General features: G+C 36.2%; 11 protein-coding genes. 7 read left to right on the forward strand and 4 right to left on the reverse strand.

The window, feature by feature from the left end; genetic code table 11:
* The coding region (locus VNJ50_RS03890) for a biotin--[acetyl-CoA-carboxylase] ligase (RefSeq protein ID WP_325579254.1) at positions 1-381 on the reverse strand (381 nt) is incomplete at its 3' end.
* Positions 382-476: 95 nt separating this feature from the next.
* Between VNJ50_RS03890 and rsfS the strand changes: the two genes are divergently transcribed.
* From rsfS to VNJ50_RS03920, 6 genes are all read left to right on the forward strand, one after another.
* Positions 477-848 (forward strand): ribosome silencing factor, encoded by a 372-nt coding sequence (gene rsfS / locus VNJ50_RS03895; RefSeq protein ID WP_325579235.1) that lies wholly within the window; start codon positions 477-479, stop codon positions 846-848.
* A gap of 10 nt (positions 849-858) precedes the next feature.
* Complete coding sequence (ftsH, locus tag VNJ50_RS03900; protein ID WP_325579237.1) at positions 859-2,877, forward strand: ATP-dependent zinc metalloprotease FtsH; 2,019 nt, start codon at positions 859-861, stop codon at positions 2,875-2,877.
* Between the two features lie 108 nt (positions 2,878-2,985).
* Positions 2,986-3,591 (forward strand): LUD domain-containing protein, encoded by a 606-nt coding sequence (locus VNJ50_RS03905; RefSeq protein WP_325579239.1) that lies wholly within the window; start codon positions 2,986-2,988, stop codon positions 3,589-3,591.
* 81 nt (positions 3,592-3,672) lie between these two features.
* Positions 3,673-4,494: a phosphatidate cytidylyltransferase gene (locus VNJ50_RS03910; protein WP_325579241.1), complete on the forward strand. Its 822-nt coding sequence runs from the start codon at positions 3,673-3,675 to the stop codon at positions 4,492-4,494.
* Complete coding sequence (locus tag VNJ50_RS03915) at positions 4,484-5,134, forward strand: phosphatidylserine decarboxylase family protein (protein WP_325579243.1); 651 nt, start codon at positions 4,484-4,486, stop codon at positions 5,132-5,134. Before VNJ50_RS03910 ends, VNJ50_RS03915 begins: the two co-directional genes overlap by 11 nt.
* Positions 5,134-5,403, forward strand: a complete 270-nt coding sequence (locus tag VNJ50_RS03920; RefSeq protein ID WP_325579245.1) for an acyl-CoA-binding protein — start codon at positions 5,134-5,136, stop codon at positions 5,401-5,403. The genes VNJ50_RS03915 and VNJ50_RS03920 overlap by 1 nt, the downstream gene beginning before the upstream one ends.
* Before the next feature lie 657 nt (positions 5,404-6,060).
* Here the strand turns inward: VNJ50_RS03920 and VNJ50_RS03925 are convergent.
* Together VNJ50_RS03925 and VNJ50_RS03930 are read right to left on the reverse strand one after the other, a co-directional pair.
* Positions 6,061-6,975 (reverse strand): dimethylarginine dimethylaminohydrolase family protein, encoded by a 915-nt coding sequence (locus VNJ50_RS03925; protein ID WP_325579246.1) that lies wholly within the window; start codon positions 6,973-6,975, stop codon positions 6,061-6,063.
* 64 nt (positions 6,976-7,039) lie between these two features.
* Entirely contained in the window at positions 7,040-8,326 is a 1,287-nt protein-coding gene (locus VNJ50_RS03930) for a citrate synthase (RefSeq protein WP_325579248.1), read from the reverse strand.
* Between the two features lie 252 nt (positions 8,327-8,578).
* Between VNJ50_RS03930 and VNJ50_RS03935 the strand changes: the two genes are divergently transcribed.
* On the forward strand, positions 8,579-9,331 hold the full coding sequence (locus tag VNJ50_RS03935; protein WP_325579250.1) for a DUF481 domain-containing protein: 753 nt from the start codon (positions 8,579-8,581) through the stop codon (positions 9,329-9,331).
* Between the two features lie 19 nt (positions 9,332-9,350).
* Here the strand turns inward: VNJ50_RS03935 and VNJ50_RS03940 are convergent, their stop codons facing one another.
* On the reverse strand, positions 9,351-10,646 hold the full coding sequence (locus VNJ50_RS03940) for an HlyD family efflux transporter periplasmic adaptor subunit (protein WP_325579252.1): 1,296 nt from the start codon (positions 10,644-10,646) through the stop codon (positions 9,351-9,353).
* Positions 10,647-10,833 lie beyond the last annotated feature (187 nt).

Raw genomic sequence — 10,833 nt, forward strand, 5'->3', positions numbered from 1 at the left:
TACAGATCCTGTAATGACATTTAATTTAATGACATTTTCAATGAGGATTCCAGCAATTTTTTTATTGTCTGACAAAATGTCGTTAGGCCATTTTACTTTTACCCGTTGAATTCCAAGTCTATTTAAAGCGTCATAAACGGCTAGAGACACTGCGATGCTGATATAAAAATGATGTTCAATATCAAGAAACGAAACGTCTTTAAAAACACTAAACGTAAGATTCTTAGCGTCTTGCGAACTCCAAACTGTCCCCATTTGACCACGACCATTGGTCTGAAATTTAGCAACGACCGCTAGACCGTCTTGTACATCACCAGATACACTTAGCTCTTTCAAGTAGGTATTGGTGGAGTCAATGGCATCAAGTTTGATAATATGCATGAGCAAGTTAAAATAAAATTATATATTTCTTATGAAATATAAAGTCTCAAAAGAACAAATAAAACAATAACTTTGCGCAAAATTAACTCAAATTAATGACGAAAGAAAACGTTAACTCAGACGCACTGATTACTACTATTTTAGAAGGGATTGAAGACGTCAAAGGAAAAGATATAAAAATTCTCGATTTAAGGGACATTGAAAATACGGTTTGCGATTACTTTATTATTTGTGAAGGCAACTCAAATACACAAGTAAATGCCATTGTTAATGCGGTTCAAAAAAAAGTGAGCAAAACACTTAAGGAGCATCCGTGGCATGTGGAAGGAAGTGATAATGCGGAGTGGGTTTTAATGGATTACGTCAATGTAGTCGTTCATGTATTCCAAAAACACATCAGACAGTATTATGATATTGAAGGACTTTGGGGCGATGCAAAAACAACCGTTATAGAAACCAGTTATTAAAATTAAATGAATGTCGAAAGAAAATAAAAACTTAAACAAAAAACCCAAACTAAGTCCATATTGGATTTACGGAATGGTCATAGCCGCTTTCTTTGCGGTCCAAATATTCTCTGGTGGTTTTGGTGGACAGGACACAAAAAGGACAACACCTTCCCAATTTTTTGAGTACTTAAGAAATGGGGACGTCTCTAAAGTTTCAATCGTCAATAACCGAGAAGCCAAAGTTTATCTAACAGACGAAGCATTAAAAAAGGAAACCCATAAAGGCACCAAACCCAACACTATTATCCCGTCTGTAACGCCTAGTCCAAACTATAAATTTGAATTTGGTGATTTGGCTCTTTTTCAGGAGGAAATAGGAACCATTATCAAAGAAAACAACCTCAACAATACTGAAGTCACTTTTGAAACCGAACAAAATGTTTGGGGCGATTTTCTACTTGGCCTCTTGCCTTTTGTATTGATTATTGGTGTTTGGATTTTTATTATGCGGCGAATGTCCGGTGGTGCCGGTGGTGGCGCAGGCGGACAGATTTTCAATATTGGAAAATCAAAAGCCAAATTGTTTGATGAAAATTCGGATGTCAAAACATCCTTTAAAGATGTTGCAGGATTGGAAGGTGCCAAAGAGGAAGTACAGGAAATTGTAGATTTCTTAAAAACACCGGAAAAATATACCTCTTTAGGAGGTAAAATTCCTAAGGGAGCACTCCTTGTTGGACCTCCTGGAACAGGTAAAACCCTTTTGGCAAAAGCTGTAGCTGGTGAAGCTAAGGTACCTTTCTTCTCGCTATCAGGTTCGGATTTTGTGGAAATGTTTGTGGGTGTTGGAGCTTCGCGCGTTAGAGATCTTTTTAAACAAGCAAAGGAAAAATCACCATCGATTATTTTTATTGATGAAATTGATGCTATTGGCCGCGCAAGAGGTAAAAACGCCATGTCTGGATCTAATGATGAACGTGAAAACACACTCAATCAACTATTGACAGAAATGGATGGTTTTGGAACCAATACCAACGTGATCGTACTTGCCGCAACCAACAGAGCAGACATTTTAGATAAAGCTTTAATGCGTGCCGGCCGATTTGACAGACAAATTTTTGTTGACCTTCCGGATATCGTTGAGCGTAAAGAAATTTTTGAAGTCCACTTAAGGCCTATCAAAAAAGGAGATGATTTAGATATCGATTTTCTTGCAAGACAAACACCGGGATTCTCGGGTGCAGATATTGCAAACGTATGTAACGAAGCGGCTTTAATCGCTGCTCGAAATGGCAAAAAATCGGTTGACAAACAAGATTTTCTAGATGCTGTTGATAGAATTATTGGCGGACTTGAAAAGAAAAATAAAATCATCACTCCAGATGAAAAACGCGCTGTTGCTTTTCACGAAGCTGGTCACGCCACAATAAGCTGGATGTTGGAACATGCCGCGCCTTTGGTAAAAGTAACCATTGTACCTCGTGGCCGATCATTGGGTGCTGCATGGTATTTACCTGAAGAGCGCCTTATTGTAAGAACCGAACAGATGCTTGACGAGATGTGTGCCGCCCTTGGTGGACGTGCAGCAGAAAAGGTGATTTTCGATAAGATTTCAACTGGAGCTTTGAGCGATTTGGAAAAAGTCACAAAACAAGCGCGCGCCATGGTAACTGTTTATGGATTGAGTGAGAAAGTTGGTAACCTAACCTATTACGATTCATCAGGACAATCCGAGTACGGATTTACAAAACCGTATAGCGAACGCACTGCCGAATTGATTGACGATGAAATTTCTGTAATCATTGAAGAACAATATGCACGTGCCATAAAAATACTTGAAGACAACAAAGATAAGTTAACCGAATTAGCCGAAGAACTTCTTGAAAAAGAAGTCATTTTTAAGGATAATTTAGAGCGTATTTTTGGCAAGCGTCCTTTTCACAAAGATGAACTAGAACTTGAGGCCGACAAGAATCAATCGCATGTTGGAACAGAAAATGTTGACCTTCCGACGGATAATACTGATCAAGACGAAACACTAAATTAAATAAACATTTCAAAATCATATAAAAAACTTAAATTAAACCTTTGTTAATTTAAGTTTTTTTATATTTGGAGGAATCATTAGTGAAATCTGGTTAATAGCACCCCATTCATGAATCTATTTCGTAGAATTTTCGGCTTAAAGCATACGCCAGAAGATAAAATTAAAAGCGAAGAGAGAGGCAAATATATGCCCGAAATTAAAATTCCTGTAGATGAAAGATTCACTATAAATTTTAAGGCGAATGGTGGGAAATTTCTGTATTGTGAAAACATGGAAGAAATTTACAAATCACTTGATAATATTCTTCACGAAAATAACTGGGAAGGAAAAAATGTCTTATTGTTAAATCCAAGACTGAAAGAGTTGTTTAAAGATTTTAATCTCAAAAGCACAAAAAAACCTGCAGAAAGCGACTATTTTTTATCTACGTGTGAATATCTTATTGCCGATGATGGCTCACTATTAATATCGTCGAACCAAATTGCAGAAAAACAACTCAAGGACTTACCGTCTAATTTTGTCATCTATGCTACAACCAGCCAGTTTGTTGAAAATATTGGAGAAGGGCTTCGAGGTATCAAAAATAAGAACAAACACAAAATCCCAACCAACATTACCACTATAAAACATTTCAAAACCGTAGAGGATAAAAACTTTCTCAGCTATGGAAGTAGTTCAAAAAACCTATATTTGCTGCTTCTTGAAGATTTATAATGGAATGTTTCACTTTCGTTTTTTACACAGTTGTTTATTAGAAATGTGTCTTCAATAATTAAATTTCAGTAAAACCTGTACATGAAGGAATTTAGCACAAGAGCCGTATCCGGCGTTATTTATATATCATTGCTGATACTTTCAATTTATTGGCAATATATGTTGGTTGCCCTATTTTTTGTGTTTGGGCTCATTTGCATGGCCGAATTTAAAAAACTGATACAACTGGAAAGCAACGCGCCCTACGCAGTTTTTGTCGTAATGTATTCAGCATTTACTTGTTGGTCCTTAATTCCAGGATTGGATGCCGGTTTTAATGAAGCGATAAAAATACTTCAGGTGCTTACTTTTTTTGTCCAGCTTTTTTTGATAAAAGATTTGTTTTCAGAAAAAACAATTCCACTTTTTGAATCCAAACGCTATCTGCTGACCACTTTTTATCTAACCAGCGCTTTTGTGTTTTTGATCATGATTGCCAATCTGAACAAGCAGTTTACACCAATGTTATTACTTGGTGTATTCATTTTAATTTGGATTAATGATACTGGTGCTTATCTGATTGGAAAAAACTTTGGAAAACAAAAACTGTTTCCAAGAATTTCACCTAAAAAAACCGTTGAAGGATTTATGGGTGGCCTTTTTTTTTCGTGTGTTGCCAGCTACTTTATTGCCACGTTAACTGGCAGCTTAAATTTCACCAACTGGCTCGCATTGAGTATTATTGCAAGCGTATGCGGCACTTTGGGCGATTTGATAGAATCCAAATTTAAACGTCAGGCGGGTGTAAAAGACAGCGGTGTCATTATGCCAGGCCACGGCGGGTTGCTAGATCGGTTGGATAGTATTATTTTTGCAGCACCATTTTTTTATTTATTTTTAAAATTGTTCCCTTATGTTTCATAAAGAAGGCCATAAAATTATAATGATCACAATTGCTGTTGTTGTACTGGCAATTTTGTGCATCGATTATTTCATTTCCATGGAATGGTTAAGAACCAGCCTTATGCTTGTCGTCATAGCATTTTTTGTTATTATCCTTCAATTTTTCAGAAATCCGAAACGTATCGGGACACCAAACGAACACCACGCACTATCTCCTGTTGATGGTAAGGTAGTTGTTATTGAAGAGGTTTTTGAAAAAGAATACTTTAAGGACAAACGTATTCAAGTGTCGGTATTTATGTCGCCTATCAATGTTCACGTCACACGTTACCCAATTGGAGGCAACGTGGTTTTTAGTAAGTACCATCCCGGAAAATATCTCGTTGCATGGCATCCAAAAGCCAGTGAAGAAAATGAGCGCACAACGGTAGTTGTTGAAAATAAACCTTTCGGTAAAATACTATACCGTCAAATTGCTGGAGCTTTAGCAAAACGCATCGTTAATTATGCCGTTGTTGATGCACCAATTAAACAAGGTGCCGATTCAGGATTTATTAAATTTGGTTCGAGAGTAGATTTATTTTTACCTTTGGATGCGAAAATCAAAGTTGCCCTTAATCAAAAAGTAAAAGGTGGCGTAAGTGTGATTGCAGAAAAATAATGACTTCAAAAGACAACTTAGATATTGAATTTAATGAGGCTGTTGAACGCATCAACAGCTATACGGAGCCTTTTCCCGCCGACTTGCTTTTAAGGCTCTATGCCTATTATAAAAAAGCAACAAATAATTACAAAAGCCCAAGGGGTAAGAAACCCATCATTAATGCTTTTAAAACCAATGCACTTTTTCAGGTGAAAAATGTAAGCCCTGAAAAGGCCAAACGCATTTATATTGACTTGGTCAATAATTATTTTCTGTACGGAAAATAAATGATTTACAAATACGCCCAATAGTCTTTCCAAAGTCCATCTTCAAACTTACTTTTCTTCATTTTACCTATAAAATACTGAATTCAATTAAGATAAACTAATTGTTTATTTTGCTGTTTTATAATACATTGCGCCTGTAAAATGAACCAAAAATCGATTGGATTAAATCAATAATTGTGACAAAACAAAATATTTTAAAAAAGGACTACATTTTATTACTACTACTTAGTGTACTATATTTTTTGAGTATACAAAAGGTTATTCCAAATTTTGTATATTTAATAATTGCACTTATTAACTCTTTTTACTTTTTTCCTATTAAGCTATTTTTAGACAAAAGTCTTTTTACCGGACCTATGAAAAGGAAGGTTATAAAAGTCTTTTCATATTTTATTATCAGCAGCATTATTGTTTTTTCTGCATTACTATTTTATACTGATGACGGAAATAACTTTATCAGAACAACTTTGTTTGTTTACGGAATGTTAAATTTAATTTTACTATTCTATTTTTATTTTACCGAAAATATAAGCTCCAGCTTTATATTATCGGTTTGCACCAGTATTCTAGTTTCTGCGACCACAAGTTTATAAATAAAAAACGGAAACATTACTTATCTATCGTAACGTTCCCGTTTTTCATATTCAAACTTTATTCTTAATCCCTAATTAAAGGCATGGTGCTACAGCGCAACAACCCTTCTTGTTTGGCAATTTCGGCATAAGGCACCTCTTCAACCGTAAAACCTTGTTGGCGCAACCAGGTATTTAATCGTGTGAAATTCTTTTCGGACACCACGACATCTTCGGCAATAGAAAACACATTGCTGTTCATGTCATACATTTCGTCACGTGTAATATGGAACAAGTTTTCCGGACCAAACAGATCAACCAGATAGTCATAATCGCGCTCATTCCTAAAACCACCTTTGTAAATTATGGCTTTATCTTTTCCAACGGGCTGAAAACAACAATCCAAATGCAGGGCATTGTCTCTGGGTTCAGTTTTAGATTTGACCAGATCAAAACCGACCACCGTTTTATGTGGAAATAAATCTTTCAGATAGGCCACACCTTCGGGGTTGGTACGAGCGGTAATCTGTTGCCTATAATCGTTGCCAAGATAAGTTCCAACAAAAATATGATCCTTCCAAAGCATGACATCGCCACCCTCAACATGCACAGCCTTTGGTGGGGTAATGACCTTTGTTGGGTTTATTTGTTCCAACACATAACTAATGGCCTCCACTTCTTTTTCACGGTCTGGAAGAATATTGGCCTTTATTAAAACATCGTCGATCACAAAGGCGATATCGCGGGTAAAAATCTGGTTACAATCCTCGATCATCTGAGGCCTAAACACCTCAACATCATGTTTTTTCAAAACTTGTGCCACAGCTTCCATCTCTGCAACCATATCTTCTTCTTTAGGATAAGTACCTGCAAGAATGTGCTCCAAGGACTTTGGATCATAAGCTTCCTCCGCATTGGGTGTTGGACCATTGTTTACAGCCGTACCCAAAACAACAGCTCTTAATCGTGAGGTTTCATTTTTAATATTAAGTTTTAGCATATTACTATGTATAAAAAAAGCCCCATTTAATAAAATGAAGCTCTTTTGTATTTCTTTGAATAATCTAACGGTTTTCTATGGCCTCAAATGCTCTTAAGGTCTTGCCTACATAAATCTGTCTCGGACGTCCAATTGGCTCCTTATTCAATCGCATTTCACGCCACTGTGCAATCCATCCCGGAAGACGTCCTAAAGCAAACATTACGGTAAACATATCTGTTGGGATGCCCATAGCACGATAGATGATTCCGGAGTAAAAATCGACGTTAGGATATAACTTGCGATCCACAAAATAAGGATCCAACAAGGCTTCTTTTTCTAAAGCTTTAGCTATTTCAAGGATTTCATCCTCTACGCCCAAATCACTCAACACTTCATCGGCCGCCTTTTTTATGATTTTAGCTCTTGGATCGAAGTTTTTATAAACACGATGGCCAAAGCCCATCAAACGGAAAGGATCTTCTTTGTCTTTAGCTTTCGCCATGTACTTATCGGTATCGCCACCATCTGAATGAATGGCTTCCAACATTTCCAAAACAGCTTGGTTGGCACCACCATGAAGTGGTCCCCAGAGTGCAGAAATTCCTGTAGAAAGCGATGCAAATAATCCGACATGCGATGATCCAGCAATTCTAACGGTTGACGTAGAACAGTTTTGCTCATGATCGGCATGAAGAATCAATAATTTATCCAACGCATTTAAAACTATCGGGTTAACCTTATACTCTTCATTAGGTTGTTTGAACATCATTTTAAGGATATTTTCAACATAACCTAAATTTTTATCACCATAATCTAACGGTAATCCATTCTTTTTACGAAAGGTCCAAGCTACCAAAACCGGGAATTTCCCTAAAATTTTCACAATAGCCTTATACATATCTTCTTCAGAATTGACATTTACCGAAGATGGATTAAAAGCTGTCAAGGCACTGGTAAGCGATGAAATAACGCCCATTGGATGTGCTGATTTTGGAAAGGCATCCACAATTTTACGAATATCATCATCAACAAGAGATTGCGCTTTGATATCGGCGTGGAATTTTTCTAATTGTGATTTGGTAGGCAATTCGCCAAATATAAGAAGGAAGGCCACTTCAAGGAAATCAGCTTTTTGCGCCAATTCTTCAATAGCATATCCTCTATATCTCAAAATTCCCTTTTCACCATCCAAAAAAGTAATGGCACTTTCACAAGAACCTGTGTTTTTATAACCTGGATCGAGCGTAATTACACTATCTGTAGTTGCTCTTAGATTGCTGATATCAATGGCAACCTCATTTTCGGTGCCTACGATAACTGGAAATTCATATTTTTTACCGTTTATTTCTAACGTAGCTTTATCTGACATATATTTTAGTGAGTTTTATTTTTTGAAATGAACTATTAAGATGCCACGAATTTACGAAATATATCATGACTTATAAAAGAAGTTAACAAGCAATTTAACAATCATTTCACATACATAATCAGGATGAATCATGAATGTTTAGTCTCGATTATATATATGTTTTTTAATTTTGTTAAGTTTGAATTGCTAATAGACCATGGTTCTTTCTTAATCAAAAGCGGAACGCTAAATTATTGGCACATTATTATTTCTATGCGATTAATTACACTTTTATTTTTCTTGTTTTTAGCTGGCTACGCCAAAGCTCAGGTTATCAATGTTGAAAGCCTGAGAAAAAAGACAGATTCGGCCAAATGGACGGGATCGGTAAGTCTGGATGCAAGTTTGATTAAAAACAAAAACGAACTCTTTAAAATTGCAACCAAAGCCGATATTCAATATAATAACAAAAAGGAATTATGGCTTTTTGTGAACGATTTGAAATTTGAAAAAGCCGCTGGAGCCTCCTTCGTTAATAAAGGCACGCAACATTTACGCTACAATCACAGCGTTGGCAAAACCGTAAAAATGGAAGTTTTTGCCCAAGCACAATATGATGCGATCTCCGAGATAGACTTTCGGGGATTAATTGGCACAGGACCAAGATTTAAACTCACATCTAATGATGATTACCGGTTTTATTTAGGCACTTTGATCATGTATGAGTATGAAAAAGCATCAGAGATTGCGGTGGAGCGCATCCAAAAAGATGTTCGGGCAAGTACTTATTTGTCATTCAGCCTCTACCCAACAGAAACCCTTAGCATTATCAGCACCAGTTATTACCAACCTCGACTGGATAAACTTAACGATTTTAGATTGTCCAGCACCACCAGTGTGCTTTTTAAAATTTGGGAAAATCTGGCCTTTAAAACAACTTTTAGCTATAATTATGACGCCGAGCCTGTGATCACCATACCAAAATCACAATACGAATTGACCAATGGACTTTTATATACGTTTTAAAACCCAAGGCTTTTCATTATCAATTTCTTTTTAAAATATCTTTAAATTGATAAAAGAAGCGCTCAATTAGCCTTAAATCTTCTGTAACGATTTCTGTCATACCAGGCATTTCATGCTTGAATTCTATTTCCTTATTATAGGAAGTAATTAGTCTTGTGGGAAGCTCAACATCAATAAGATAAAATCCGTTTTGGTCCGGTATGAGCGAAATGTTTTTCACTTGGCCTTTCAAAACTCCAAATTCTGCTTCTGGAAAGTTTTCCAATTTCACATATACCTTTTGACCAACTTTTATTTTTCCTGAATTTTGGGCAGGTGTTTTAAGTTTTGCTATATAAGAGGAGTTTTCTTGTGGAATAATGGTGAACACCAAATCTCCAGCAGTTACAGTTTGATTAGTGTTGTAATAATTCAAAAAAGAGACGTAGCCATCTATGTTAGATTGTAGTACATACTGTTGTTCCCAATCTTTGATGGCATTTTTTAACTGATTGAAGGATTGAATAACATTTTTAAGCAATAACATCTCTTCCTTGACACGGCTTATTTCGCTTCCCTTCGAAGTTTTGTGCGCATTGCTCAAGCCTTCCCTGAGTTGCGAAATGGAAGATTCAAAATTTTTGAAATTGCGTTCTGCTTGTGCATATTGGACTTGTTTGTTTTCATATTCTTGTGCAGAAATAATGCCTTTTTCAAATAATGAAGTATTTCGTTTTAAATCCTTAGCCAAATAATCCATTTCTGTCTTATTGATTTCTTTTTGCGATTGCATACTCTGTATTCTTGTTTTAAGTTCAGAAATGGAGATTTTATTGGCAACCGCCTCATTGGAAAATGGCTCCAATTCCTTATTAAGGCGGTACTGGATATAGCTGTTTTCAAAAAGTGCGTATTGGGATTCAATATCCCCCAAAAACAGAATAGGTAGGCTATCCATAGGGAAACTAAAGGATTGCATATTGATTTTGATGGTTTCAAGTACCGATTTTAGTTGGAATACATCGCGATAATTGGCCGTATTCTCAATAATTGCCAAAGGTTGATTTGCATTGACCTGTTCATGGTCTTTCACTAAAATAACTTGGAGTTTTCCAGTGGTTTTGGCAAATTCCTTTTGGGGCGGTATTTGAGTAGTAATAAGTGCTTCCGATAGAATAATGTCAGGGTATTTTACAAACCAAGAGATAAACAGTAGCAATAAAATCAATACTAAAAACAGGATATTTCCCCAACGGATCATCCAATGGGGCACTTTGGAAAGAATCTCCTGGACTTCTTCGCTCCTTAAATTAATTTCTTGAATCTCTCTTGGCATATTTTTATTCTATAAACCTTACAGGTTTCAATTAATTTCCCAATTCCAATTGGTTTTTGACCAAATGATAGTAATTGCCTTTTTGTTTTACCAGTTCATTATGGTTTCCTACTTCCACAATCTTTCCTTTGTCCAGCACAACAATTTGATGGGCATGTTTTACCGTACTCAATCGATGTGCAATGAC

Origin of the sequence: Gelidibacter sp. (assembly GCF_035577925.1) — a bacterium.
Lineage (GTDB): Bacteria > Bacteroidota > Bacteroidia > Flavobacteriales > Flavobacteriaceae > Gelidibacter.